The following is a 26960-nucleotide window of genomic DNA, read 5'->3' on the forward strand; positions in this document are numbered from 1 at the left end:
ATAGTGTATGAAAAATACATATTTACAGACAATAATTTTGAATTATTTTTAATTTCCTAAATTTGCAGCCTTATAATATTAATTATTGCTGTTTGCAAATTATCTAAACCTTGTATGAGAACTAAATCTGTAGGAAAGAAAAAAATAAATATCGTTACGCTTGGCTGTTCTAAGAATATCTATGATTCTGAAGTCTTAATGGGACAACTAAAAGCCAACGGAAAAGAAGTAGTGCACGAAGAGCATGGCGATATTGTAGTAATTAACACTTGCGGATTTATAGACAATGCTAAAGAAGAATCTATCAATACTATTTTAGATTATGTAGAACTAAAGAATAGAGGAAAGGTAGAAAAAGTTTTCGTTACTGGTTGTCTTTCCGAAAGATATAAACCAGACTTGGTAAGAGAAATCCCCGATGTTGACCAATACTTCGGTACAAGAGATTTGCCAATCCTTTTGAAACACCTCGGTGCAGATTACAAACACGAATTGGTGGGCGAACGTCTTACCACTACACCAAAACATTACGCTTATCTTAAAATTGCAGAAGGCTGCGATAGACCTTGTTCGTTCTGTGCAATTCCGTTAATGAGAGGAGGTAACGTTTCTACTCCAATTGAAAATCTAGTGATAGAAGCTCAAAAATTGGCTAAAAACGGTGTGAAAGAACTTATTCTTATTGCTCAAGATTTAACGTATTACGGATTAGATTTATATAAAAAACGTGCTCTAGGAGATTTATTGAAAGAATTGGTAAAAGTAGAAGGTATAGAATGGATTAGATTGCATTATGCTTTCCCAACAGGATTCCCAGAAGATGTTTTAGATTTAATTAAAGAAGAACCCAAAATCTGTAATTATATCGATATTCCTTTGCAACACATCAATTCGGACATCCTAAAAGCCATGAAACGTGGTACTACTCACGAGAAAACAGATGCTTTGTTGTCTAAGTTTAGAGAGAAAGTTCCAGATATGGCAATCAGAACTACCCTTATCGTTGGTTTCCCTGGAGAAACGGAAGAAAAATTCCAGGAAATGAAAGAATGGGTTAAGGAACAACGTTTTGATAGGCTGGGTTGCTTTACCTACTCCCACGAAGAAAATACTACGGCTTATGTGCTAGAAGATGATGTGCCAGAAGAAATAAAACAAGCCAGAGTAGAAGAAATAATGGAGCTTCAGTCTCAGATTTCTTGGGAAAAAAATCAAGAAAAAATAGGAAAAACTTTCAAATGTATTTTTGATAGAAAAGAAGGAAATTACTTTGTTGGTAGAACAGAATATGACTCTCCAGATGTTGATAATACTGTTTTAGTACCAGCCAAAAACACTTATATTTCGGTGGGCGAATTCGTAAATGTAAAAATTACTTCGGCAGAAGAGTACGACTTAATTGGCGAATTGGCTTAAATAATATGAACCAAAACATTAATATATGAGGAAACTTTTTTTATACTTCATCTTTACCATTTCGGTTTTAGGAATATTTTCCTTTAAAAGCGAAACAGAATTAAAAACAGGAGTAGCGTCTTGTTATCACGACAAATTTCATGGTCGCAGAACAGCAAGCGGAGAACCTTATGATAAAGATAAATTTACCACAGCACATCGTTTTCTACCTTTTGGTACAATGGTGATGGTAAGAAATATAAAAACAGGTGATAGTGTAATTGTAAAAGTTAATGACAGAGGACCTTATCATAAAACCAGAACTTTTGATCTTTCTAAAGCTGCTTTTATGAAAATAGGAAATCTTAAATCTGGTCCAATTCCTGTAGAATACAAAATACTAGATAATAGTAATTCTAAGGCTGAATAGTATTTATTAAATCTATCAAAAAATAATCTGTGTTATTTCAAATATTTTTAAATTTGTATAGAGACATATCATAAATATTAGATATTATTCTGAAGACACAAATGATAATTATAAACAGCTTGTAAAAGCTGTTTATTTATTTTAAATCTACCAAAACCGGACAATGGTCGCTGTGCACAGCTTCTTTCAAAATTAGTGCTCTGCTCAATTTTGGCTCTAGGGTTTTGGTAATGAAATGATAATCTAACCTCCATCCTAAGTTTTTCGCTCTAGAGTTTTGTCGGTAGCTCCACCAAGAAAATTCTTGTTTATCTGGATGTAAATAACGGAAACTATCTATCAATCCACATTCTTTTAGGAATTTTGTCAGCCATTCTCTTTCTACGGGTAAAAATCCTGAAGTGTTTTTGAGACCTTTCGGATTGTGAATGTCTATTTCTTCATGACAAATATTAAAATCACCACAAATCACCAAATTCGGGATTTCTTTCTGTAAGTTTTTAACGTATTCTAGAAAATCTTCGGCAAACTGAAGTTTAAAATCTAATCGCTCAATATTAGAAGCACTCGGAACATACACCGAAAGCACCGAGAAATCTTCGAAATCTGCTCTTATAATTCTGCCTTCGTTGTCGTAATGTTCAATTCCGCAACCGTATTCTACGTGTTTTGGCTCTATTTTGCTAGCAATTCCTACTCCAGAATATCCTTTTCTCACCGCAGAATGCCAATAACTTTTGTAACCAACTTTTTCTAGACTTTCGATGTCTATTTGGTCGTTTCCAGCTTTAGATTCTTGAATGCAAATAATATCTGGATTGGCAACTTGCAACCAACCGATAAAATCTTTGGTAAAAGCTGCTCTAATTCCGTTTACGTTGTATGAGATGATTTTCATTTGAGGTTAATTAAATAAACTTGAAGCAATACCTGTAATTATTAAAAACAAGACAATATGCAGAAAACAAAAAATTAAGGCAATAATATTAATTCTATAAATTTTCTTATCATTAATTTTTTTGGCATAAAATATTGAAAATAAATTAATTAAAATAAAAATTGGAGCAAACCAAATGGTGAAAAGTCCAAATCCTAATCCAGGATCTTCACGATGTTCAATATGAGATTTTGGAATTAACATGATGAACCATAGATAAAGGAAAAATCCATACATTAAAATATTTAGACCTAAATGAAATTTCCAGTTTTTTCCAAATTTTTGAAATATAAATCCAAAAAATAGAAAAAGAAGAATTAACTTTATAATATTATCCATAATTTTTCATATAAAATTCTTCCGTTTCTTCTAACAATTGATAAAATTCTTCCAAACTCAAAACCTGTAAAAACTTGGTTTTAAATTCTTTAAAATGTGAAATTCCACGGAAATAATTGCTGTAATGTTGTCGCATTTCTATCAAACCTAATCTTTCGCCTTTCCATTCTGCGCTCCATTCAGCATGGTGTTTTACAGCAAGAAGTCGGTCTGAAATCGTAGGTTCTGGCAATTTTTCTCCCGTTTCAAAGAAATGTTTAATTTCATTAAAAATCCAAGGATAACCAATCGCCGCTCTACCAATCATCATTCCGTCACAAGCGTATTTTTGTCTGTATTCCAAAGCTTTTTCTGGAGAATCAATGTCGCCATTTCCAAAAATCGGAATTTCAATATTAGGATTTTGTTTGATTTTAGAAATGTATTCCCAATCTGCTTCTCCTTTGTACATTTGACTTCTGGTTCTGGCGTGAATAGTCAATGCTTTAATTCCTGCATCTTGTAATCTCAACGCAACTTCTTCAATATTGATAGTATCAACATCCCAACCTAATCTCGTTTTCACCGTAACGGGAAGATGTGTAGAATTTACGACGGCTTTCGTGAGACGAACCATTAAATCTACATCTTTCAAAACGCCAGCTCCAGCTCCTTTGGAAACTACTTTTTTCACGGGACAACCGAAATTGATGTCCACAATATCAGGATTTACGGTTTCTACAATTTTGGCAGAAAGCGACATCGCTTCTTCGTCTCCACCAAAAATCTGAATTCCAACAGGTCTTTCATAATCAAAAATATCGAGTTTTTTCCTAGATTTTATCGCATCACGAATCAATCCTTCAGAAGAAATAAATTCTGAATACATAAGGTCTGCGCCGTGTAATTTGCACAACCTACGGAAAGGAGGATCACTCACATCTTCCATTGGTGCAAGTAATAAAGGAAATTCAGGAAGCTCTATGTTGCCAATTTTTACCATGTTGCAAAAATAAGCAAAACGATTTAGAATGAAGCACGAACTTGCACACTTCCAATATGAATCGTTCTGTCGCCAGAATTTCTACCTTCATAATTCACATTAAGTTGAAGGAATGAGTTCAATGCTTGTTGCAAAATCACACTCCAAACTTGGTTTTTTCCAGCTTTTAAACCATCTAACATTTGATTTCCTACAATGCTGAAAGCATTTCCCGTAAAGTTGTTGTTGATAAAACTGAAATTTCCTCTAATAGACGTTTTTTTATTTTCCCATTGCACGGTTCCTGTTGCGTCAAAGGTTTTTAGAAATTCGTCGCCATCTTTTCGGTCTTTTATTTTGTAGGCGGTAGAAACTTCGGTTTGCATACTTTCCGAAAGTTTGTAAATTAATTTTGGCTTCGTTTCGTAGATGTTCAAAATGTAATCTCTCGTAGAAAATAATTGCGATGAAGATTTGTAATTCTGCAACTGATTTTCCCAATCTGTTCTCAAACTTTTATTAAACCAATATCCAAAATTTACGAGATGAGTTTGCGTATTTTTCTTTTCAATACTGAAATTGGCATTTACCAAATTTTGATTGTCGATGAAACGATAATTTCCGTTCCAACCAGACTTTTCGGTGGGATTGAAAAGTACAGAAAATAGCAAATTCTGATTTTTTAAGATTTGATTATTTTCGGTTTTAAATGGATTAAATTCTAAAACTCGGTCTTCTTTATAAAACGAATTTTGCGCGTTCAACGAAATATTGAAATTCCAACGCTTTAGAAACTGATTTTCGGAGTTGAAAACGATAGAAGGATTCACGAAAAGTGAAAGTTGCAACTTATTTTTATTCGAAGGAATATATTTTACCGTGTTGGTATAAACTCTGATATACTGCGCCAAATCTACATATTCTGCAATTTCAAATTCATCTAATTGCTGAATTCCATCGCCGTTATAATCTGTCCATTTGTAAATTCCTTGTCCGTCTGTAACTTTCAAATATTGAAATTCTCGCTGCGCTTCTTGTCCGTTTCCGAGTTCATAAAATGCTTGCAAACGCATTCCGTTTTTGAAAAATTGTTGATTGTACTGAATGTTTCCAATTACAAAATCTGAGTTAAATTCATTCGTGATTTCGTTTTTATAGAAAAATTTTCGGTAATGAACGAGCGTTGAAAGTTGGCTCTTTTCAGTTTTAATGAGTTGACTTTCTAGCATTAATCCAAAAATATTATTCATTTTCATCAAAGAATTGTCTCTTACAGAATCGTTGGTTCTGAAATAAGATTTTGCCAAAAATTTGGTGCGCAAACTGTCGCCAATTTTCTTTTGAATAAAAATTTCTTTCCACGAAAAACTGGTAACATCTAATGTTTTAGTTTGGTTGAAATTCTTTACATTATGTTCGAAACTTCCGCCAAAACTCCAACTTCCTTTTTTGCCCAAAATTTCAGAAGAAATATTTCCTCTTGCAAATTTCGTGTCTTGAAAATCTGAAGTTGTATTTAAGTAAGAAAAATTGCCACGTGTTTCTGTTTTTTTCTTGGTAAATTTAAAGTCTAAATCGTTTTTAAAGCCGTTGTAACTTTGTTTTTCGTTAAGATAATTCAGTTTGTAATTAATGAAATTGGTGTTTTTCCATTGGTTTAAAAAACTGAAAATCAATCTATTTTGAGTAATTTGATTAAATTCTTGAGTTAAATTAAAATCTCTGGAAAATTCTACATCATTTATTCTATCCAAAATATGAAATTGCGAAGAAATTCTTTGAAATTCAGCACCAAGAGTTCCATTCCAATTGTTTTGGGTAAAGACTTTATTGCCGAAAATTCTTCCTGCAAAACCTGTATTTTGGTCGTTGTTTTTAGATGAAAATAAGTTGACATCATAATTGCTCAAAGAGAAATCTCCACCAATTTTTCCTTTTTCAAAAGTATATTCTGCACTGGTAGAAAATACTTGAGATTTCTGTGGAGAAGGCAACTTTCGGAGCGCGGAATAATCTCCGTTTCCAGCGCCTACAAATTCAAAAATTCTTCCGTTGTTGGTAGATTGTTTCAGTTGGTAATCTCCCAAACCTGCACCAAAATACGTGAAAGAAACGTTGTACAAAGTTTCTGTTTTATCAGTAGAAAATTCATAATAATTTCCTTGCGAATTTTGCACCAATTTGTACAAAATTTTATTTACATCATATTCTGTAATTACTGCAGAAGGTGCATACATCAAATCTTCGTTGTTGCCTGCATTGGCGAGAATTTGCTCGTCTTCTTTGGATAAATTCAGAGAAAGTGGAGCATTTTTGTTATCATTTTCCAAAAAAGCATCGAAGGAAAGTTTCAATTTTTCGGTTTGATGTTTTACCGAAGAAGTAACGATGAAACGGTTGTAATTTCGGTTGGTATAATTATAAGAAATGGTGATGAAATTCTGTTTAAAAATCGGTCTAAAACTCGTAAAAGTAATTTCCCCAGTGTTATAATTGATGATATAATCTTGATTTTCACCACGTTTCATGAGAATTCCATCAATGAAAACCTGTTCTGAACCACTCAAAATCGTGATGAAATTTTCTCCGTTTTTACCTGTTAAACGATATGGACCTTGGTTTCCTTCTACACCTTGAAAACGGATTCTGTGGAATTCGCTTCGGGCAACGCCTGCCGAAAAATCCAGGAAAGTTTTGTTGTCTTTGCCAAAATTCGTCTGAAATTGCAAACCCATGCTTCTGCGTTGGTATTTGCCAAAATAGGTTTGGTTGTCTTCTAAATCGAGGTGTCCGGCTTTTATGATGCTCTTGTCTTTGATGTTGAGTTGAAGATAAATTTTATCAAATTCTTGTAAAGTCTGGGTGTAGCCATCCGCTTGAATGGGCAAATTGTGGTCTGAAATACTGGCGAGAATAGAAACATCTTTGCTCAGTTTTCCTGCAATTTGCATATCCATAGAAGATTGCACAGATTGACCTTGGTTGTTACCGAAAGTAATTCCTCTAATGATAGAGCCTTTGGCATTGAGGTCGCCCAAGATTTGGGAGCGAGAATTTTTCTTTACTAAAACACCTTCTTCGTAGAAGATTTTTTTCTCTTTGATGGTAAAATTGGCAGTATCTTTTTTGAAAAATTCTGAATTGAATTTTTTAATAAAAACGGAATCTGTTTTTAGTGAATCTGTTTTTTTGAAGTTGGGATTTTTCCATGAAAAAAATTGTGCTTTCCCCAAGAAAACACCGAAAAACAACAGAAAAAAGTAAAATATTTTTTTCACCCCATATTAACAGAAATACCGACTGTAAAAGTAACTAAAAATATTTAGGATTATTGTGGAGGAATCTTAATGAAAAATTAATGATGAAAATCATATTTGATTGAAAAAATATGTATTTTTGGAATTAATTAAATATAAGACTTATGAGAAAACTTTATTTATTGTTGCTTATTTTGATAACATCTTGGTCATTTGGGCAAATTTTATCAGATGATTTTAATTATAGTGACAATGCATTGTTAAGTGCAAATGGGTGGACAGCTTTTAGTGGAGCAGGATCTCAAGCTGTAGATGTTGGAACTTCTAACGGATTGGTATATGCAGGCTACTCCGGTATATCTGGATTTGCAGGTGCAGCAGAAGGAAATGCAGCAAGGTTAGATAATAATGGCGAAGATGTAAACAGAACTTTTACAGCAAAAACAAGTGGTACAATCTATTATTCGTTTTTAATGAAAGTCTCTTCAGCTTCAGAAGGGATATTTTGCCGGATTGAATACTACAGGAGCAACTAATTTTGGGAATAGATTATTTATAAAACCATCTACCAACGCTGGAAAATATTTCATTGGGATTTCTAATACAACAACTGCGGTTTATGGTACAACAGAATTTAATTATGATACTACTTATTTGGTAATTGTAAAATATGATGTTTCTACTGTGGGGACTGCAAGTGTTTGGGTAAAATCATCAGGAGTGCCGGCTACTGAACTTGATGCAGGAACAGCGGAAGTATCAACGTCAAGGTTCAGGTTCGGCAACTATTTCAGGTTTTTTTCTTAGACAGTATAATGCCACACAGAATATTACTATTGATGCTTTAAGAATGCATTCGACGTGGATGAATACCACACCTTGCAGTTTAATCCTAGGTACAGAAGCTACATCATGTGATGCTGTAACATATGATTTGGATACTTATACAACCACGATACCATTTACGGGTGGTGGATCTGGAACTTATGCCCTAAGTGCATCTAGCGGAGTTATATCTGGTGATAATCCTTCTACTGTGTCTGCGGGGAATATCATAGTTAGTGGAATTGCAGAGGGTACAAATGTAACAATTACAATTACAGGAGGTTGTACAATTTCAAAAACAGTTTTAGCATCTTCTTGTAAACCCATCAATACATTACCATTTAAAGAACCATTTAATTATACTATAGGGCAAGCGCTAAGTGCGCAGCAAACTTGGAGTAGCGTAAATACAGGTGATGATATTCTGGTGATTGCAGGTAACCTAAGCTATTCAGATATTAATTCTACAGGTAATTCAATAAGTTTTGCAGGAGCGGGAGCAGAATCTAGAACACCTTTTACCTCTACCAATTCTGGAGCTGTTTATACATCTTTATTAATTTCTTGTACAGATTTGTCTGCAATTACTACGGATTTAACAAATTCTTACATAGCATTATATACAGATGATACTGCTGGTTCTACTACAGCCAGACTATGGATTAGGAAAAATGGTTCTCAATACCAGTTTGGTTTAGGTGCTGGAACTTCTCCAGATACTTGGTCTATAAATTTATATGACACCGGAACTACTCAATATTTAATATTTGGTTATGATTTTAGCACTGGATCTACAGTATTGTATGAGAATCAAGCAACACCTGTTACGCCTAATATATCTGTAATAAATACAACACCTTTAGTTAATGTTGGAGGATTAATGTTTAGGCAAGATACTGCTGCAAATACACCAAATGTTACGATTGATGAACTGAATATTTCTACAACTTTACAAACCTTAGCAACTAAAGATGTTACCAAATCAAAAATCAATTTAGTAAAAAGTACAGTTGTAAAGGATGTTTTAACGTTTGGAGCAAAAGCTAATGTAAAAGTTGTTAACTTTAATGGACAAGTTTTAAAATCTGTTTCTGTTGAAAATGGTACTACATTAGATGTTTCTTCTTTAGCAAAAGGAGTTTACCTAATTAAAGGTGATGTAAACGGTGAAACTGTTGTTCAAAAAATTATCAAACAATAATTGATAAATTATTAATAAAAATGGAAAGGTTGCTCTACTCGGGCAACCTTTTTTATTGTGTGAAATTTATTTATTAATACCAACCTCTTCTGAAATGTCCAATTACGGCATTTAGATTAACATTTAGAGTATATCTTATTCTGCTACTATAATTTTTAAAACCAGGTTCAAAACCTAGAGAAGATTGTAAAGGGAAATAAATCTCAAGAAAATCAGGAATCACTTTTAGCTTTATGCCACTATCCCAAATAAATTTAGGGTCGTGAGTTTTATTTTTATAAATACCAGCATCAGCATAAACATTAAACATTTTCCAAACGTGTGCATCTACATTGCTAGACGCAATCCATTGGTTTACGGTGCCATTGATAAGAGACTTGAAGCCGCCTTCTGCCAATACAAATTGTTGAGAAAGAATTCCTGTAGAAGCACTCTGCGCCAATAGATTGTAAGAAAAAGAATAGTTAGAAACTTTAGAAATTCCTAAATTAAAAGTATTATTTCTGGTGTGATTGGTTAAGAAAAGTCCGCCAAAAAATCTAAAACTTATCTTCTTGTCTTTGGCATATTCCCAGCGATAAAAACTTTCTGCAGTTAGTTTTTGGTAATCGTCCATTATCTGCAAATTCCCAAATAAATATTTTTCTAAGATTACATTGTTTTCTGAATATACAAAACCAATATTCCAGATATTATACTTAGAATAATCGTTTTTTTGCTGCATTACTTCACTTAATTCTCTGTCAAAATGATTATAAGAAAGTACAATACTTCTTGCAATTTGACTTCTTGGATTTTTGTTAAGAGCCATAGATGCACTTGCGCCAAATCTTTTATATGTTAAATCATAATCATAATGAAAGAATGCAGCAGAATAGGCAAGTGTAATACTTCTGAAAAAACTTTCAGCAGGTTGGATTTTGTAGGAAACCAGAGTCATACCTGTAAATTTCTGTGTTCCTGTACTATAATAAGGCGTTATTGCATATAAAAATGGCGATTCTATAATAGATTTATTATGAAATTTTAAACCCAAAAGAAATTTATCATAATTGTTCCAATTGAACTTTGGAGCATAAAAAATTTCGTTGTACTCAGGGTTTGGTTTGTCTGTAAAAAGTTTGAATTTTACTTTTTTAGTATTGCTGAAAAGTCCTTTGGTGTATAGATAATTGTCTCTGAAATTACTTTCTGGGAAAACGTAATTGCTGTTAACTGTAATTTTAGTTACATCATTATCTGGGATAATATAGGTGTTTTCTCCTTTTTTATTATTAGTATCATACCAATACGTTTTTTCGTTTCCGTTGCTGTCTTCCACTTTTAGTTTAAACGGAATATTTTGAGTGATATTTTTTGATAATTTTATATGTAATTGGTCATCAATTCTATCAAAAGATTTTATTTTGAAATTTACTCTCATTTTACGTTGAATGTAAGTCTCCATAAAGGAAGAAGAGTAGCCAGATTTCATTGCCATTTCGTTTAAGAAATCTTCTTTATTGATGAGTTTATTATCGTTTTTAGCAATATAATCTCTTACGAAATCTTCAAAATTATCTTTTCCCATTTTCTCTGAAATGAAATTGAGAAGCGTGCCTGTTTCGAATTTACTAATGGCAATTTCGTTGAAATTACTTAAGCTTTCTAGGTTTTCATCAATGTTTTGGTCTAAATTCTGAGCCATAATATATTGATAAGCCAAACCGTATCTTTCGCTGAGGTTTAATTTTGAAAAGAAAGAGTATTTAAGTGGTTTTATACCAAGAATTTTATAATCGATAAGATTGCCAAGCAATTTATAATCTTTGTAAAATTTTTCTAAGTATTGAATCTCCCAATAGGTTTTCAAACCGTTATTAATCCAGTGGTTTTCTTTTTTGTTAGAGAAAAATAATTGGTCTGCCAGTTCCTGAGAAATGATACTGAAATAATCCATATCAATTTTTTCGGGGTCTGTAAAAAGCTGCAATTTGTACTTCCAGAATTTAATATCATCATTACCGAAAAAGTCATTTTTTTTCTTTTTTACATTGCTTATAAATATTTTTTCTGGCAAAAATCCAATCTTGTCTTTAAGAAATTTGAGTTGAAGCGGAACATAAAATTCTATATTTTTTTGGTCTTCTTCCGAAACAGAATATCCAAAATCTACAATATGCTTTTTGCCATCAATTTCTGTGGTTAATTTATAAGTGGGAGTTGTAGAAATATTAATTTCCACATCGTTATTTATAATTCCGGAAAATATCTTTGGCGAAACCTCGGGTAAATTACTTGTTACTAAAAGTGATGATGAAGAGAAGTCTATTTTGTAAAATGTGTTGGTGTTGTAATTTTCTTCTATATCTACAAAATGCTTGTCAGTTTCGTTGTTTCTATCAAAACTATCGGGAACCAAGAAAAAATTCTTTAACAAATATTCGTTTTCTCCAGCGCCATACCCTGTAAATTTTGCATCAGGAATTTTTATAGAATATTCTAGATTAAGAATGGTTTTTTCTTTCGTTTTTAAGGTTTTTTCTAAAGGAATATAAAGATTTTCTTCATTTAGATTTTCGGTAATAGTATTGTTGTTGATGGTTAGATGAAGCAGTTTCCCAAGTTCGTTTTCTTTAGCGTAATATAAATCTGTTTTTCTATCTTCTAGTTTTCTTCTAAGCAGATTGGTGTGTCTATTTTGGTAAGCAGCTACAAGATTTAAAAGTTTTATGCTAGAAAGATATTTTTGAGAAGTATTTTGATAAACTATTTTTTCTTTTACGCGCAATATTCTGGCAGACAAATCTGCTTTTATATAAATAGAATCTTTTTGTCCGAAGGCAAAAAGATGAACCATTAAGCACAATAAAAGAGATGTTTTTTTCGTCATGTTTTAATAAAGCCAAATATAGACAGAAAGTATTAGAATTATTTATAATTAATCGTTAAATTATTACACTTTATACATTTTTAATACCAAACACATTATGTTTTATAATTTTTTTAGTTCAATTTATTTTAAAAGATTAAAACGCTTATTTGTTTTGATTATTTTTTTCGGTTTAATCAGTTGTAGTAAAAGTCAAAAAAAAGAGAAAATAATTATTGAAACGGATAATATTTCTACTACAGCAACTTTAATTCATAAGAACGGAAATACGGTGAAAACCAGATTTTCTGCTCCCAAAAATTATGAATGGATTGAAGAAAAGCCAAATTCTTTCGGAGAGTTTTTGGTGAATTTTCCATTAAAAAAATATGGCGCTCAAATTCTTAGATTTGATGGAAATCCTATTGCAACACAATCTTTGCACGAAGCCATTTATGATATTGATACTGGCGAAAAAGATTTGCAACAATGTGCAGATTCTGTAATAAGATTGTACGCCGAATATCTTTGGAAGCAAGACCGTAAAGATGAAATTGCGTTTCACTTTACCAACGGAGATTTAGTAAAATGGACAGATTACAGAGATGGATATAGAGCTTTTGTAATGGGGAATTCTGTAGATTATAGAAAAACTGTATCTTATGAAGATTCGTATCAAAATTTTAGAAATTATCTGGATTTAATTTATAATTATGCAGGTACAATTTCTTTAACTGCCGAAACAAAGGCGGTAAACTCTACTAAAAATCTAAAAACAGGAGATGTTCTCATAACGCCCGGAAGTCCTGGTCATGTGGTTTTTATAGCAGGAAGTTGCGAAAATAAAAATGGAGAAAAATTGTTTCTTTTGAGCGAAGGTTTTACGCCAGCGCAAAGTATTCATTTGCTTAAAAATCCTTTTGAAGAAAACATTTCGCCTTGGTATCGGCTTGATGTAAATTCTGAGAAAATTAATACCGCGAGGTTTAGTTTTTCACCTGTTCATTTTATGAGTTTAGATTAATTAAAAAATTAATAATTAAGAAATTAAGATTTAGAGTATAATTTTAATATTAAGAAATCTTTTCTTCATTGTGAAAAACTCTGCGACTTTACGTGAAAAGATATCACAAAACTTGCAAAACATAATGCCAAATTGCAAGCGTAACAAAAGAAAGCGGAATACCAATAGCAACCATTAAATTACAAATTTTACTGTCTAGATGGTGAGCTTCGGCAATAATTGCGGCTGTAATCATGGGAGCCATTGCAGATTCTAAAACGGAAATGTCTATTATTTTACCATTCTGAAGAAAAACATATTTGTACAGTATTAAAATGAGCAAAGGATAAAGAATAAGTTTGAAAGTTAATCCTAGGAAAAGATAAAAACCTTCTTGCTTTTCAATTTTTTTCCATTTCATTTGGCTTCCAACGGAAACTAATGCCAAAGGAACTGTTGTAGAGCCTAATTTTAGCAAAGTTTCGTCTATTTCTTTAGGAATTTCTATGGAAAAAGAATTAAGAATTAAAGCGATAATAAAGGTAATAAATGGCGGGAATTTTATGATTTTGGTGAGATGTTTCAGTAAAGAATCTTTGCTTCCAGAATAAAAATTTGCGACTAAAATTCCAACAGTTGACAATGCAATAAATCCTGGTTGGTCTACCAGCATTACGGTTTTCAAGCCTTCTTCGCCATAAAGTGCTTGTATTACGGGTATTCCTATAAAAGAGGTGTTTCCAAAACCAGCACACATGATTAGAGCACCGATTACAGAATGTTTCCAACTGAAAATTTTCCCTAAAATGTAGAAAAAAATGATGGCAAAGAAAATTCCAATCCAAGGAACTAATGCAGGAAAAATTACTGAACTGTTGAGTTCTATCTTCGAAATGTAATATAAAGAAAATGCCGAAAGCGAAATGTTAATTACAAAAGCATTCAGAGAACTGTGAAAATTCTCAGGAACTATTTTTGCTCTTTTTAGAACAATTCCTAATATTAAACAAACGAAAATTAGAATTAAATTGCTCAAAATGAATTAGATATAAAGGTAAATTGACAAAAAATGACAAAAGCTACCACCTAACACAAAAACATGAAAAATAGCATGATTAAATTTTATCTTCTTAATGCTATACAAAACCGCTCCAATGGTGTATAAAATGCCTCCCAGAATAAGGAAAAATACTCCTCTTTCGTGGAGATTTGCTGTGAGGTCTTTAAAATAAAAAACAATAAGCCATCCCATTAAAACATACATGGCTGTGGAAAGAAGTTTGAATCTTCCTGTGAAAAATAATTTCAAAATAATTCCTGTAAAAGCCAAAATCCAAACGATGGAAAAAATTAGCCAGCCTGTTTCTCCGTTCATGCTAACCAACGTAAATGGAGTGTAGCTTCCTGCAATAAGAACGTAAATGGCAGCGTGGTCGAATATTTTTAGTTTGAATCTTTTGCTCGGGTTTTTTGCTGAGTGATACAACGTTGAAGCCAAATACAATAAAATGAGGCTTACTCCAAAAATTGGGAAACTAATCATCATCCAAACGTTTTCTTTTTCTACAGCTTTTATAATTAATAAAACCAAAGCGATTACGCTTAAGAAAATCCCAAAAGCATGAGACCAAACATTCAGTTTTTCTTCTAAATTAGAATATTGTTGGGTGATGATTTTTTTATGTTTCATTTTGTTTTATAAAGATTTAAGATAAGCGTTCCAAGATTCTAATTGATATAATTTTGCAGAATTTTCTACATCTTGAGATTTGTAAATTCCTCTACCTACAATTACAAAATCGGTATGTAAATTTTTGAAAACATGTTCTGGAGTATTGTATTGTTGCCCTTTAGTATCTCCTTTGTCTGCCATGTTAACACCTGGTGTAAAAAGCAAAACATTCTCAGGAACTTTATTTTGAGCTACACAACCAATAATATTAGGATGGGTTTCTATAATTTTTAAGGCTTCGGTTCTGTAATTTTGGTCTGTAAGAGCGCCTTTAGAAGACATAGAAAGTATGGCAATAACGCCAGAATTCATAAAACAATCTAAACTTTGGTAACCAGCAATTACGTGAGATGTTACCAAATCTGCCCAATGAGAAATTTTGTATTTTCCGCCTCTGTATTGCAATTCTTGGGTGTTTCCAATATCCCCAAATTTTCTATCTTCCATCAAAAGGAAATTGTGTTTTGTAGCCAAATCTTTCAGTGGAAGAATGGTTTTATCACTATCAAAATCAGAAATTATATCGATGTGAGTTTTTAGAGCAACAATATAAGGACCTACTTTTTCTGCCAATTCTAGCAAATCTTTTGTAGTAGTAACATCTGCTGATGCAATAAGGTTAGATTTTTTTTCAATAGCAATTTCTAGTAGTTTTTTACTAATAGAATGCTCGTTTTTGCTTAATTTTTGTTCGTAAGAAAGTCTTTTTTCTTCTTTAAATTCAATTTTATTTCCTGCGATAAATTCGTTAATTCTTTCAACTTCTTCATCGGTAAGATGGTCAACTTCTTTTAAAATTTCCACCACTTCAGAAATGGTAAAAAGAGTGTGAACATTGTATCCTTTTTCTTTCAAAAGTTGTTTTCCGCCTTGTTCACGGTCTAGAACTACAACAATATCAGCTACTTTTAAGCCTTCGTTTTCTACTTCGGCAATGGTTTCAATTAAAGATTTTCCAGAGGTAATTACGTCTTCTACCAAAAGACAGTTTTGTCCAGATTTATAAATTCCTTCAATTAATTTTTTAGTGCCATATTCTTTAGCTTCTTTTCTTTTGATAATCAATGGGATATAGCTTTCTAGCGACATAGCTGTTGCCATTGGCAAAGCTGCGTAAGGAACGCCGCAAATAACATCAAAATTATCCAAAGGAAGCATTTCTAAAAGATAATTTGCAAGGTGTTTCAGAATTTTTGGTTCGGATGCTAATGGTCTTAAATCTACATAAAACGGACTTTCGATGCCGCTTTTCAATGTAAATCTACCAAATTTTATAATCCCTAGTTTATAACATTCTAAGAAGAATTCTTTTTTACTTTCCATTTTTCTTTTACTTTTTACAAAGGTAATATTTTTATAAGTACGAAGGGTAAAGTTAAAAGTACAAAGTATGAGTGGTAGAATGGCATAATGATTAACTTTAAAATAAATCTATAAAACCAAACTATAGATTTTGTTAATAAAAATTACAAGGCTGAGAAATGGTTTTTGTTTAAATTTGACGAAATTCATTAAAAATAAATATACTTTATATGAAAAAATTAGTTCAAGTAGCGTTTGTGGCAATTGCTTTTTCTGCGCTAACGACTGGTGTTGCAGTTTTTAATACAGTTTCTGCTCAAAGTGTAGCAACAGAAACCACAGATTTTGGCAAACCTTCTGATGTTAAGGCAAACGATGGCGTTTTCAAAATTAAAACTTTGAAACACAATTATGATGCATTCAGCAATTATATAGATGCAAAAACCATGTACATTCACTTTTCTAAGCATTATGTTGGTTATCTTAACAATCTAAATAAAGCCGTGGAAGGAAAACCTCAAGCCAATATGACGATTGAACAAGTGCTAAAAACGCTTGATACAAGCAATGCAACGCTTAGAAATAACGCTGGTGGTTATTACAATCATAATTTATATTTCGAATTAATGACTCCAAATGCTACAGGAAAACCTAGCGGGAAATTAGCCGAAGCCATCACCAGAGATTTTGGAAGTTTCGAAAATTTCAAAAAGCAGTTTTCCGATGCAGGAGCTAAGCAATTTGGTTCTGGTTGGGCTTGGTTGGTAACAGATGCTTCTGGAAAATTGAAAGTAGGAAGCACTCCAAATCAAGATAATCCTCTAATGCTGGGAATGTCTATTTCTGGAGCTCCAATTTTAGCCATGGACGTTTGGGAACATGCTTATTATCTAAAATATCAAAACAAAAGAGCAGATTATATAGATGCTTTCTTTAATGTAATAGATTGGAATGTAGTTTCAGATTATTATGAAAAAGCAATGAAATAGCATTTAGAAAAACTTATTTTCCTCGCAGATTTGATTGATTTTTTATCAGTTTAATCTGCGATTTTTTTTGAATCATTCTTCGTTTTGTTCTACAATTTCGGTTTTTAAAGATTTATTTTTGAAATAAAAATTGTTTTGAAAATCAAAAGCCCAATCTGTTTCTGGTTTTGAAATAGTGCCGAAAAATTGAATTTTTTCATTATCAATTCTTTCTAACCAATAACCATGGAAAACTGCAATATTTTGAAAATTTTTGTCGATATAATTGTTGAAGTTTTCTTTTCTAAACAAAGTATCTAAAAGAATTTTGTTGTCTTGTTTTATTTTCAGCGAAATTTCAGCATCTCTGTATTTGTCCACTTGTTTTTTGCCTTCAATTTCAAATTCATTGGTGACAAAACTATCTAAATAAGATTTGGTGATGCTGATTTCTAGATTTTTATCAATGATTAAAGTGTCAAATTTTTCCACTGTTTTTTCTTTCGGGAAGAATCTATCAGTAGGGTTTTCGCTTGTAATAATTGGTTTTTTGAAAACTTCTTTTTTTTCTTCTTGTTTTTTGGAACAAGATAAAAAGGCTAGAAGTAGGATTGGTAGACAAAAAGTGGTTTTCATTGGTTGATAATTTACCCAAATTTACAAAAAAACTTATCTTTACAAAAATTAAAAGTCATTATGAAAAAATCCTTCTCATTATTCTTTATTCTTTGTTCTCTGTTCTTTTTTAGTCAAATTTCAGAACAAAAATTAGATGAACTTATTCAAAAAACCATCACCACTTTTGATGTTCCGGGAATATCAGTTGGTGTGATAAAAGACGGAAAAGTTATCTATTCTAAAGGTTTCGGAGTGCGTTCACTCAATTCTAAATTACCAATGACACCAGAAACTTTGGTAGGAATTGCTTCTAATTCTAAAGGTTTTACTTGCACTGCTTTAGCGATTTTAGCAGACGAAGGAAAACTAGATTGGGATGATAAAGTGACTAAATTTTTACCCGATTTCAAAATGTATGATGATTATGTAACCAGAGAAATCACCATCAAAGATTTAGTAACACATAGAGCTGGACTTGGATTAGGACAAGGAGATTTAATGTTTTTTCCTGATGGAGGAAATATTTCTTCAGAACAACTCATTCACAATGTTCGTTATTTAAAACCAGCACATTCTTTCAGAAATACAATGGATTACAACAATATTATGTTTATTGTGGCAGGTGAAATTATTCATAAAATTTCTGGAAAAACTTGGGCAGAATTTATCGAAGATCGAATTATGAAACCTGTTGGGATGACGGCAAGTTTCGGTTCTTATAACCGCGCAAAAGCGGTAGAGAATAAAATAGATGCTCACGCTCCGGTAAACGGAAAAGCAATTGCCGTTCCTCATGATTGGAACGAGACAGCAAATCCTGCAGGTGGAATTTTGAGCAATATTACAGATATGACGACTTGGGCAAATTTCTTAATGAATGGTTTCGTAACCAAAGACGGGAAACGTTTGGTTTCAGAGAAAAATGCAAATGTTTTGTGGCAGATTCAGCAGCCAATTCCTATGGCAGCTAAAAATCCTTACGATACTAAATTTTATGGTTATGGTCTCGGTTGGTTTATTTCTGATGTAAAAGGTCATCGTCAAATTCAGCATACAGGAGGTTTAATTGGTACTGTTACGCAGTTTACTTTAATTCCTGATATGAATTTAGGAATTGTAGTGCTTACAAATCAGCAGCAAGGTTTAGCATTTAACGCCATTACCAATACTTTGAAAGATTCTTATCTCGGAATTGAAAGCAGAGATTGGCTGAAAACTTATGCCGAAAGATATGCCAAAGGAAACCAACAATACGACAAAGAAAAAGCGGATACTTATGCTAAAGTAGAAGCGTATAAAAAAGAAAAATCTGCAAAATTAACACCTGAACAATTTGTGGGAACATACAGAGATGCTTGGTTTGGAGATGTTGTAATTTCTAAAGAAAAGAAAAGTTTTAGACTTGTTTGTAAATCTTCGGAAAGATTAAAAGGCGAAGTTTTGCCTTATTCTAAAGATACTTTTGTGGTAAAATGGGACGATAGAAGTTACGATGCAGATGCTTTTTTTACCATTACTTTTGATGAAAACGGAAAAGCCATTTCTGCCAAAATGAAACCTATTTCAGATGTTACAGATTTTTCTTTTGATTTTGGAGATTTAGATTTGAAGAAAGTGGAGTAATATGAACGAAAATAATCATACTTACGATATTATTTGTTTTATGGAATTAGCTTACGAATTTGACTTGTCTGACAAGACACAAATTGAAAAAAAAATTAAAAAAAAGCTTAAATATCATAATTTAGGCAATTTTGATTTGGAAAGAGTAGAATATTTAAGAACAATTAAAAATGATTTGTTTTTTGAAATTTCAAAAAGTACAAAATCTAAATATTTTAAAAATTCAAGAGGATTTGCAAATATGACGGATTTTAATTTAGAAAAATTTCTTAAAGAGTACTCTTTAAAATATGAAAAAATAGAAAAAGAAGATATGTTAACTATGATAAATTATTCAATTTATTTATATTATATGAGATAAAAAAAATCGGGAAAATTACTTCCCGATTTTTTATTTAATTTTCCGCAGCTTTTTTGTTGAGATAAATATAGGTTTCTATCTGGCTTCGGAATGGTTTCCTATTGTTTCTTACGTATTTATTGCTAAGATCTACGTCTAGAAGTCTGGCTTTTACATTGCCTTTCAATTGAATTTCTAGTAAATCTTTCAGCTCTTTTTTTAGATTTTTATTGATGATTTTTACAGCAGCTTCTACTCTGTAATCTAGGTTTCTAGTCATCCAATCGGCAGAAGAAATATAAATGTCTTCGCTGCCTTTGTTATAAAAATACATTACTCTGGCGTGTTCTAGATATTCATCTACAATACTGATGGCGTGAATTTTTTTCTTGAAAGATTTTTGTTCTACAGCACAAAAAATTCCTCTTACAATCATTTTAATGGTAACGCCAGCATCAGCAGCTTCGTAAAGTTTTTTTATAAGTCCTTTATCCGAAAGCGAATTTACTTTTACAATAATTTCAGATTTTCTGCCAGCTTTAGCTTCTTCTATTTCTTTATCAATTTGCCACTCTATTTTTTCTCTCATGTATTGCGGACAAACCAATAGATTTTTGCAAGATTTCAGTACAACAACTGGGTCTAATTTTGGTTTTCTGAAAAGATTGAAAACTTTATTAATGTCTGCCATTATAGCTCTGTTGGAGGTCATCAAAAGATGGTCAACATAAATTTTTGCTGTTTTTTCGTTGAGGTTTCCTGTGCTTACAAAACCGTATTGAATGGTTTTATTGTTCACTCTTTTTTTAATGACGCAAAGTTTTGCGTGTACTTTTTTGTTGGGTAATCCTACCAAAACTTTTACGCCTTCTAGTTCTAATCGCTCTTTCCATTCCAAATTGGCTTCTTCGTCAAAACGGGCTCTTAGCTCTAGCATTACGGTTACTTCTTTTCCGTTTCTTACAGCATTAATTAGTGCATTTACAATTTTAGAATTGCTTGCCAATCTATAAGCGGTAAGTTGTATAGATTTTACATCTGGGTCCATCGCAGCTTCGCGCAAAAGGTCTATTACGTGGTTGAAGGTGTGATAAGGAAACGTAAGTAAAATATCTTTTTGAGTAATTACGTCTGTAATTCTTTTATCATTTTTAAATTCAGGATGAGGGAAAGTAGTTCTTTCAATTGGTTTTTTGTAATCTTTAAAAACATCTGGAAAATCCATAAAATGTCTGAAATTATGAATTTTCAATCCCGGAATAATGCTATCTTTTTTGCTTAAATTTAATTTTTTAATGAGGAATTCTACCAAAGATTTGTCCATATCTTTATCGAAAACAAATCTTGTTGGTTTCCCTTTTCTTCTAGATTTAATGCCTTTTTCAATCTTTTCGGCATAAGAAGTTCTAATGTCATTATCCAAGTCGAATTCTGCATCTTTGGTAACTTTGAAGGCGTTTGCTTTAAATTCGTCATAGCCAAAATAAGAGAAAATGTGTGGTAGATTAAACGCAATTACATCTTCCAAAAGCATAATGTCTGTTTCTTCGCTATCTTCTGTTGGCAGAATTACAAATCTTCCGTTGGCTTTAGCGGGAACTTCTATAATCGCAAATTTTGTGGTGTATTGCCAATCTTTTCTTCGCATGGCAATGCCCAGATACAAGCTTTTTTCTCTAAGGTAAGGAAGTGGAACATTGTCGTGAAGCAAGATAGGAATTACGTTACTTTCCACTTCTTCGTCGAAATATTTTCTTACAAATTCTTTCTGTTTTTCGGTAAGTTTTTTGGGAGTTTTGATGAAGACTTTTTGCTCTGCCATTTCTTCCTGGATTTTTTTCCAGGTTTTATCGAAATCTTCTTGTTGAGCAATTACAATTTTATTGATTTTGTCTAAAATCTTTTGTGGGCGCTCAAAAAAAGTATCAATCGCAAGTTTTTCCTTCAATTCAGAAGCTCTTTTTAAACCAGCAACTCTTACCCGAAAGAATTCATCTAAATTATTAGAAAAAATGCCTAAAAATCTGATTCTTAGGTGTAACGGTACTGTTTCGTCCATGGCTTCTTGTAAAACTCTGGCGTTGAAGCCTAGCCATGTAATATCTCTGGGGTTAAATTGTGACATTTATGATGTAGTTTACTTCAAAATTAAAGAAAATGAAGCGGTTTCTAAAATAAATTTTTGTTAATCTTTTTCGTGTATTTGGCAATTTAGAAAAGTGATAATGTCAATTTGTCACAATTTTTGTCTTGGTACAGAATTAGTGAAATTCAAGAAAAATAAATTAGTTAAAAGAAAAAAATAAAATATTATGAGTAAAATTATTGGAATAGACTTAGGTACTACCAACTCTTGCGTAGCGGTAATGGAGGGAAAAGACCCTGTAGTTATTGCAAACGCAGAAGGTAAAAGAACCACGCCTTCTATTGTTGCATTTGCAGAAGATGGCGAAAGAAAAGTAGGAGACCCTGCAAAAAGACAAGCAGTAACTAATCCTACAAAAACCGTGTACTCTATTAAAAGATTCATCGGGACACAGTTTTCTAAAGATAAACAAGAAATTTCTAGAGTTCCTTATGCAGTGGTGGCAGGGCCAAATGATACTGTAAAAGTAAAAATAGACGATAGAGAATATACAGCACAAGAAATTTCTGCAATGATTCTTCAAAAAATGAAGAAAACTGCTGAAGATTTTCTTGGACAAGAAGTTACAAGAGCGGTAATTACTGTTCCTGCTTACTTTAACGATGCTCAAAGACAAGCTACTAAAGAAGCTGGCGAAATTGCGGGTCTTAAAGTAGAAAGAATCATCAACGAACCTACTGCAGCTGCTTTGGCTTACGGACTTGATAAAGTGGGTAAAAAAGATTTAAACGTAGTAGTTTTCGACTGTGGTGGTGGTACTCACGACGTTTCTGTACTAGAAATGTATGAAGTAGATGGTAACGCTTCTTTCGAAGTAAAAGCTACTGATGGTGATACGCACTTAGGTGGTGATGACTTTGATAACGTGATTATCGATTGGATGGCAGACGAATTCAAAGCTGAAGAAGGTGTAGATTTAAAATCTGATGCTATTGCTCTTCAACGTTTAAAAGAAGCTGCTGAAAAAGCTAAAGTAGAATTATCTTCTTCTACTCAAACTGAAATTAACCTTCCTTATATCACTGCAACAGCTACTGGTCCTAAACACTTAGTGAAAACTTTAACCAGAGCTAAATTTGAGCAATTGGCTGAATCTTTAATTAAAAGAACAATAGAGCCTTGTAAAACAGCTCTTGCAAATGCCGGAATGAGTACTTCAGATATCGATGAGATTATCTTAGTAGGTGGTTCTACCAGAATTCCTGCAATTCAGGAAGCAGTAGAAAAATTCTTTGGTAAAGCACCTTCAAAAGGAGTTAACCCTGATGAAGTAGTAGCAATTGGTGCTGCAATTCAAGGAGGAGTTTTAACAGGTGATGTAAAAGATGTACTTTTATTAGACGTTACTCCGCTTTCATTAGGTATTGAAACAATGGGTTCTGTTTTTACAAAATTAATTGAAGCAAACACTACAATTCCTACCAAAAAATCTGAAGTTTTCTCTACAGCAAGTGATAACCAACCTGCAGTTAGTATTAGAGTAGGACAAGGGGAAAGACCAATGTTTAGCGATAATAAAGAAATCGGAAGATTTGATCTTACTGACATTCCGCCAGCACCAAGAGGAGTTCCTCAGATTGAAGTAACTTTCGATATTGACGCAAACGGTATTCTACATGTTTCTGCTAAAGACAAAGGAACTGGTAAAGAACAATCGATCAAAATCCAAGCAAGTTCTGGACTTTCTGATGCTGAAATCGAAAGAATGAAAAAAGAAGCTGAAGAAAATGCAGCTGCCGATGCAAAAAGAAAAGAAGATGTAGAAACCATCAACAAAGCTGATGGAATGATTTTCCAAACTGAAAAACAATTGAAAGAATTTGGAGAAAAATTATCTGCAGACAAAAAAGCAGCGATAGAATCTGCTCATGCTGAATTGAAAACTGCTTATGAAACCAAAGATGCTGATGCTATTAAAACTAAATTAGAAGCATTAGATGCAGCTTGGATGGCAGCTTCAGAAGAATTGTACAAAGCTACTCAAGAAGCTCAACCGCAACCAGAATCTGCAGGAGCTAATGCAGGTGACAATGTTCAAGATGCTGATTTTGAAGAAGTCAAGTAAGGACTGATTAAAGTCGATTAGAATAAATAGTTAAATCGCTGTAAATGTAATGTTTACAGCGATTTTTTTATTTTCAATGTTTTTGAAAATGCTTGATTTTAATCGTTTTTTATTATATATTTGTACCATATTTGTACCGCGCGCTAAACGTGGACAATGTGCGCCTTATTAGGTCTTATTTAGTCTTAACTGTACTGAAACTATGATGGAATCTAAAAAATAATTTTGTAATGGGTTTTAGTAAATTGAAAATTCCGAAATTATGCGAATACTGTGAAAAACCATTCGAAGCAAAAACTGTTGCAACAAGATTTTGTAGTAAATATTGCTCGAGAAAAGAAGGGGAAAGAAAAAAACAAATGGCAAAAGAGTTAGAAGAAAAACAATCTCTTTTAGAAAAGTCAGTTAAGAAAATTTCCGAAATTCAAACTCGACCATATATTTCAGTAGGTGAAGCCGTGGTTCTTTTTGGTATATCTAAAGATACTATCCGTAGATTAATTAATAGCGGTAAAATTCCTGCGTATAATTTTGGACAAAGACTTACAAGAGTAAGTAGGGTGGATTTAGAATTATTATTTACTTCAGTAGAAATTCCTGCAGAAGTTAAAAAAGAAGAACCAAACTTTGAAATTGGCAATTGCTACACGATTTCAGAGATAAGTGCAAAATTTAGTGCGAATCCAAGTACTATCTATCATGTAATTAAGAAGAACAAAATACCAACTAAAAAAGTAGGTAGTTTTGTGTATGCGCCAAAAAATCTTATTGACAATATTTTCGCAGGACAATGAAAGAACTTTTAAAAACTAAAGTCACCGTAAGGTTAAGAAAAGCAGATTTCCGAAAAGAATGGTATATCTATTTGGAGTGCTATCCTGTGATGATAAAAGGTAAAAAAAAACCTCAAAGAATACGTGAGTATCTCAACCGAAGTGTGACAACGGTGGAATTTGATAAAAAAAGACCTGCAAAAACCACTGAAAATTCAACTTCATACAAGCCTAAAAGAGATGACAATGGAATCATTATTTGTAAGAGCGATAATGATATTGAAACAATGTTGTATGCAGATTCAATTCGGAAATTAAGGCAAAAAGAATATGATAATATTGATCTCTACAGCGAATTAGATAGTATTCAAGCAGAACAAAAAGAAAAATCTCAGGAAAATTTTATTAAATATTTTGAAGCATTAATAAAGAAACGCCATAAGAACAGTTCAACATCAATCATTATAAATTGGGAAAGATCCATAGAATTTTTGAAAAATTTTGCAGGAGAACCGATAGAATTTTCTCAGATTAAAATGAAATTTTGTGAGGATTTTAAATCGTTTCTGCTTACTGCTCAAAGAGGAGGTAACAAAGAAGGAATGCTTTCACAAAATACGGCTTCTACTTATTTTTCTGTTTTCAAAGCGGCATTGAAGCAAGCTTTTATTGATGGCTATTTTACCACAGACATTTCTGCAAAAATAAAATCCATTCCTGCCCAGGAAACAAGAAGAGAATATTTAACGATTGATGAACTGAATACTTTGGTTGCAACTCCTTGTGAAAATGATGTTTTGAAACGAGCTGCACTTTTTTCAGCATTAACAGGTTTACGACATTCTGATATTCAAAAACTGAAGTGGAATGAAATAAATATGGATAACGGACAGCCAAGAATTAATTTCACGCAAAAAAAGACAAAAGGCGTAGAGTATATGCCTATTTCTCAACAGGCTTTAGAAATTTGTGGAGAACCAAAATCACCAAACGATTTGGTTTTTGAAAATTTAACCAATCCAGCATGGATTAATCGACCATTAAAGACTTGGGTTGCAAAAGCAGGAATCAATAAAAACATCACTTTTCACTGCTTTCGTCACACTTTTGCTACTTTGCAACTTTCAAGCGGTACTGATATTTATACAGTGAGTAAAATGCTTGGTCATACGAATGTGAAGACTACACAAGTCTATGCAAAAGTGATTGATGAAAAGAAAAATAAAGCGGCGGAAGCGATACAATTAAAATCTTTAAAAAATCAATCTGAATGAAAATAAAGTACTTTGAATATATCGCTATTTGTTTGTCAGTTTTTCTAGCTTGCATATTCATAGGTAATGCTGCTAGAGAATATTCTATTAGAAATGGAGCAGATGAATTTACAATTAATTTGTTTTTCTGGGGTGGTATTGGTTTGGGTGTATTAATATTCGTATTTGTAATTTTATTTCTTGATCCAATAGTAAATTGGATAGTAAAACGTTTTTTAAACAATTCAAAATCCAAATTAGTTGAAGAACAAGAAGACAATTCAAAGAATATCCAAATAGTTAATTCAACGGAGAATTTTGAATTGAATGAAAAACACATGCAAAGTTTCCCAAATATTATCGAAGAAGAACCAACTTTTGAAGTTGAAAAAAAAATATCCGAAACAATATTGGAAAATGAAGAACCTATTGAAATATCTGATATTGAAAAAATAAGAATTAAGGCAAAATCTGAAAGTGAAAAAATCGTACAGGAAAAGCTGGGTTTTATTGTTCAATACACTAAAGAAAAATTTGCACCATACTCTTCGGATGAAGAAATCAATAGATTTTGCATTTATTTAATAGAATTTTTGAAAGATAGTAAGATTGATACTGTTACCCCAATAAGAGTGAATACTCTTAAAACGATTGATCTAATGCATTTCGGATGGAATGTGTGGAATCATTATAGAGGAAACAATCAGAGAAAAGATGTCGCTAAATTTTTGAAAATTGTTTTTTCTGAAAGTTTTAAAGAAATGGAAGAATCAACAATAGAAAAATTACTCTCTTCGAGAAAAGAGGAAGGATTAATAAAAATTGAAGATAACCGCCTTTAGTAAGGGAAAATACAATTAATATTGAGCAGAAAACCATTTATGTTATTAGTATGATTTAAACATTCTTTATCATACAAAAAACATACATATAACATAAAT

General features: G+C 32.2%; 23 protein-coding genes. 13 read left to right on the top strand and 10 right to left on the bottom strand.

Translation table 11 applies throughout. The features are described 5' to 3' along the window. Positions 1-114 precede the first annotated feature (114 nt). A complete protein-coding gene (gene rimO, locus QM746_RS05410; protein WP_414983279.1) occupies positions 115-1416 on the top strand; it encodes a 30S ribosomal protein S12 methylthiotransferase RimO in 1302 nt (433 codons plus the stop codon). Between the two features lie 25 nt (positions 1417-1441). Continuing rightward, a complete protein-coding gene (locus tag QM746_RS05415) occupies positions 1442-1825 on the top strand; it encodes a septal ring lytic transglycosylase RlpA family protein (protein WP_414983280.1) in 384 nt (127 codons plus the stop codon). A gap of 136 nt (positions 1826-1961) precedes the next feature. Here the strand turns inward: QM746_RS05415 and QM746_RS05420 are convergent, their stop codons facing one another. The 4 genes from QM746_RS05420 to QM746_RS05435 are packed head-to-tail and all read right to left on the bottom strand — an operon-like array spanning position 1962 to position 7340. Beyond that, positions 1962-2723, bottom strand: a complete 762-nt coding sequence (locus QM746_RS05420; protein ID WP_414983281.1) for an exodeoxyribonuclease III — start codon at positions 2721-2723, stop codon at positions 1962-1964. 6 nt (positions 2724-2729) lie between these two features. Continuing rightward, positions 2730-3101 carry a hypothetical protein gene (locus tag QM746_RS05425; RefSeq protein ID WP_414983282.1) on the bottom strand — a complete coding sequence of 124 codons (372 nt, stop codon included), beginning with the start codon at positions 3099-3101 and terminating at the stop codon, positions 2730-2732. Next, a complete protein-coding gene (dusB, locus tag QM746_RS05430) occupies positions 3094-4083 on the bottom strand; it encodes a tRNA dihydrouridine synthase DusB (protein ID WP_414983283.1) in 990 nt (329 codons plus the stop codon). The genes QM746_RS05425 and dusB overlap by 8 nt, the downstream gene beginning before the upstream one ends. A gap of 23 nt (positions 4084-4106) precedes the next feature. Next, entirely contained in the window at positions 4107-7340 is a 3234-nt protein-coding gene (locus tag QM746_RS05435; protein ID WP_414983284.1) for a hypothetical protein, read from the bottom strand. Positions 7341-7483: 143 nt separating this feature from the next. On the opposite strand from QM746_RS05435, the gene QM746_RS05440 reads away from it, so the two are divergent. Genes QM746_RS05440 through QM746_RS05450 form a run of 3 tightly spaced genes read left to right on the top strand, consistent with a single transcriptional unit; the run spans position 7484 to position 9345 of the window. Then, the gene (locus tag QM746_RS05440; RefSeq protein WP_414983285.1) at positions 7484-7855 is read left to right on the top strand and encodes a hypothetical protein; all 372 of its coding nucleotides are present in this window, start codon (positions 7484-7486) and stop codon (positions 7853-7855) included. Then, entirely contained in the window at positions 7833-8126 is a 294-nt protein-coding gene (locus QM746_RS05445; protein ID WP_414983286.1) for a hypothetical protein, read from the top strand. The genes QM746_RS05440 and QM746_RS05445 overlap by 23 nt, the downstream gene beginning before the upstream one ends. 58 nt (positions 8127-8184) lie before the next feature. Continuing rightward, positions 8185-9345, top strand: coding sequence for a T9SS type A sorting domain-containing protein (locus tag QM746_RS05450; protein ID WP_414983287.1), 1161 nt, complete (start codon positions 8185-8187; stop codon positions 9343-9345). 73 nt (positions 9346-9418) lie between these two features. Here the strand turns inward: QM746_RS05450 and QM746_RS05455 are convergent, their stop codons facing one another. Next, complete coding sequence (locus QM746_RS05455) at positions 9419-12217, bottom strand: aminopeptidase (protein WP_414983288.1); 2799 nt, start codon at positions 12215-12217, stop codon at positions 9419-9421. A 154-nt stretch (positions 12218-12371) separates the two neighbouring features. On the opposite strand from QM746_RS05455, the gene QM746_RS05460 reads away from it, so the two are divergent. Continuing rightward, complete coding sequence (locus QM746_RS05460) at positions 12372-13220, top strand: DUF4846 domain-containing protein (protein WP_414983289.1); 849 nt, start codon at positions 12372-12374, stop codon at positions 13218-13220. Positions 13221-13323: 103 nt separating this feature from the next. Here QM746_RS05460 and QM746_RS05465 read toward each other — a convergent pair whose 3' ends face one another. Genes QM746_RS05465 through pyrF form a run of 3 tightly spaced genes read right to left on the bottom strand, consistent with a single transcriptional unit; the run spans position 13324 to position 16254 of the window. Beyond that, entirely contained in the window at positions 13324-14235 is a 912-nt protein-coding gene (locus tag QM746_RS05465) for an AEC family transporter (RefSeq protein ID WP_414983290.1), read from the bottom strand. Positions 14236-14241: 6 nt separating this feature from the next. Next, entirely contained in the window at positions 14242-14889 is a 648-nt protein-coding gene (gene trhA, locus QM746_RS05470; RefSeq protein ID WP_414983291.1) for a PAQR family membrane homeostasis protein TrhA, read from the bottom strand. Positions 14890-14895: 6 nt separating this feature from the next. Beyond that, positions 14896-16254, bottom strand: coding sequence for an orotidine-5'-phosphate decarboxylase (pyrF, locus tag QM746_RS05475; RefSeq protein WP_414983292.1), 1359 nt, complete (start codon positions 16252-16254; stop codon positions 14896-14898). Between the two features lie 209 nt (positions 16255-16463). Between pyrF and QM746_RS05480 the strand changes: the two genes are divergently transcribed. Next, positions 16464-17222, top strand: coding sequence for a superoxide dismutase (locus QM746_RS05480; RefSeq protein ID WP_414983293.1), 759 nt, complete (start codon positions 16464-16466; stop codon positions 17220-17222). 72 nt (positions 17223-17294) lie between these two features. Here the strand turns inward: QM746_RS05480 and QM746_RS05485 are convergent, their stop codons facing one another. Continuing rightward, positions 17295-17837, bottom strand: coding sequence for a DUF4738 domain-containing protein (locus QM746_RS05485; protein ID WP_414983294.1), 543 nt, complete (start codon positions 17835-17837; stop codon positions 17295-17297). 60 nt (positions 17838-17897) lie between these two features. Here QM746_RS05485 and QM746_RS05490 point away from each other — a divergent pair, with 60 nt between their 5' ends. Then, entirely contained in the window at positions 17898-19442 is a 1545-nt protein-coding gene (locus QM746_RS05490) for a serine hydrolase (protein WP_414983295.1), read from the top strand. A 1-nt stretch (position 19443) separates the two neighbouring features. Next, positions 19444-19803: a hypothetical protein gene (locus QM746_RS05495; RefSeq protein WP_414983296.1), complete on the top strand. Its 360-nt coding sequence runs from the start codon at positions 19444-19446 to the stop codon at positions 19801-19803. Between the two features lie 34 nt (positions 19804-19837). Here the strand turns inward: QM746_RS05495 and ppk1 are convergent, their stop codons facing one another. Beyond that, positions 19838-21907 carry a polyphosphate kinase 1 gene (ppk1, locus tag QM746_RS05500; RefSeq protein ID WP_414983297.1) on the bottom strand — a complete coding sequence of 690 codons (2070 nt, stop codon included), beginning with the start codon at positions 21905-21907 and terminating at the stop codon, positions 19838-19840. Between the two features lie 187 nt (positions 21908-22094). Between ppk1 and dnaK the strand changes: the two genes are divergently transcribed. The 4 genes from dnaK to QM746_RS05520 all read left to right on the top strand — a co-directional run bounded on the left by dnaK (position 22095) and on the right by QM746_RS05520 (position 26861). Beyond that, entirely contained in the window at positions 22095-23993 is a 1899-nt protein-coding gene (gene dnaK, locus QM746_RS05505; RefSeq protein WP_414983298.1) for a molecular chaperone DnaK, read from the top strand. 230 nt (positions 23994-24223) lie between these two features. After that, entirely contained in the window at positions 24224-24787 is a 564-nt protein-coding gene (locus tag QM746_RS05510; protein ID WP_414983299.1) for a helix-turn-helix domain-containing protein, read from the top strand. Beyond that, positions 24784-26040, top strand: a complete 1257-nt coding sequence (locus tag QM746_RS05515; RefSeq protein ID WP_414983300.1) for a tyrosine-type recombinase/integrase — start codon at positions 24784-24786, stop codon at positions 26038-26040. The genes QM746_RS05510 and QM746_RS05515 overlap by 4 nt, the downstream gene beginning before the upstream one ends. Further along, positions 26037-26861 carry a hypothetical protein gene (locus QM746_RS05520; protein WP_414983301.1) on the top strand — a complete coding sequence of 275 codons (825 nt, stop codon included), beginning with the start codon at positions 26037-26039 and terminating at the stop codon, positions 26859-26861. Before QM746_RS05515 ends, QM746_RS05520 begins: the two co-directional genes overlap by 4 nt. Positions 26862-26960 lie beyond the last annotated feature (99 nt).

This window comes from Cloacibacterium sp. (assembly GCF_047601505.1).
GTDB lineage: Bacteria > Bacteroidota > Bacteroidia > Flavobacteriales > Weeksellaceae > Cloacibacterium.